Source organism: uncultured Shewanella sp., from assembly GCF_947501225.1.
GTDB lineage: Bacteria > Pseudomonadota > Gammaproteobacteria > Enterobacterales > Shewanellaceae > Shewanella.
In genome coordinates this window covers 1-203 of the sequence record NZ_CANMUW010000076.1, presented here as the reverse complement: position 1 = coordinate 203, position 203 = coordinate 1, and the positions used below count along the sequence as shown (strand labels likewise).

Here is a 203-nt window from a genome sequence, read left to right as displayed (position 1 = left end):
TGGTCGGTGATAGAGGATTCGAACCTCTGACCCTCTGGTCCCAAACCAGATGCGCTACCGGGCTGCGCTAATCACCGTAAACTTTTTCTTGCTAATAACGAGATAGTATCTCACTACTTTAAAATTTGGTCGGTGATAGAGGATTCGAACCTCTGACCCTCTGGTCCCAAACCAGATGCGCTACCGGGCTGCGCTAATCACCG

The 203-nt window shown here is 50.2% G+C and carries 2 tRNA genes; both read right to left on the bottom strand.

The features are described from left to right. Window positions 1-77, bottom strand: a tRNA-Pro gene (locus tag Q1B47_RS21985). A gap of 49 nt (window positions 78-126) precedes the next feature. Further along, window positions 127-203 (bottom strand) — tRNA-Pro (locus Q1B47_RS21980).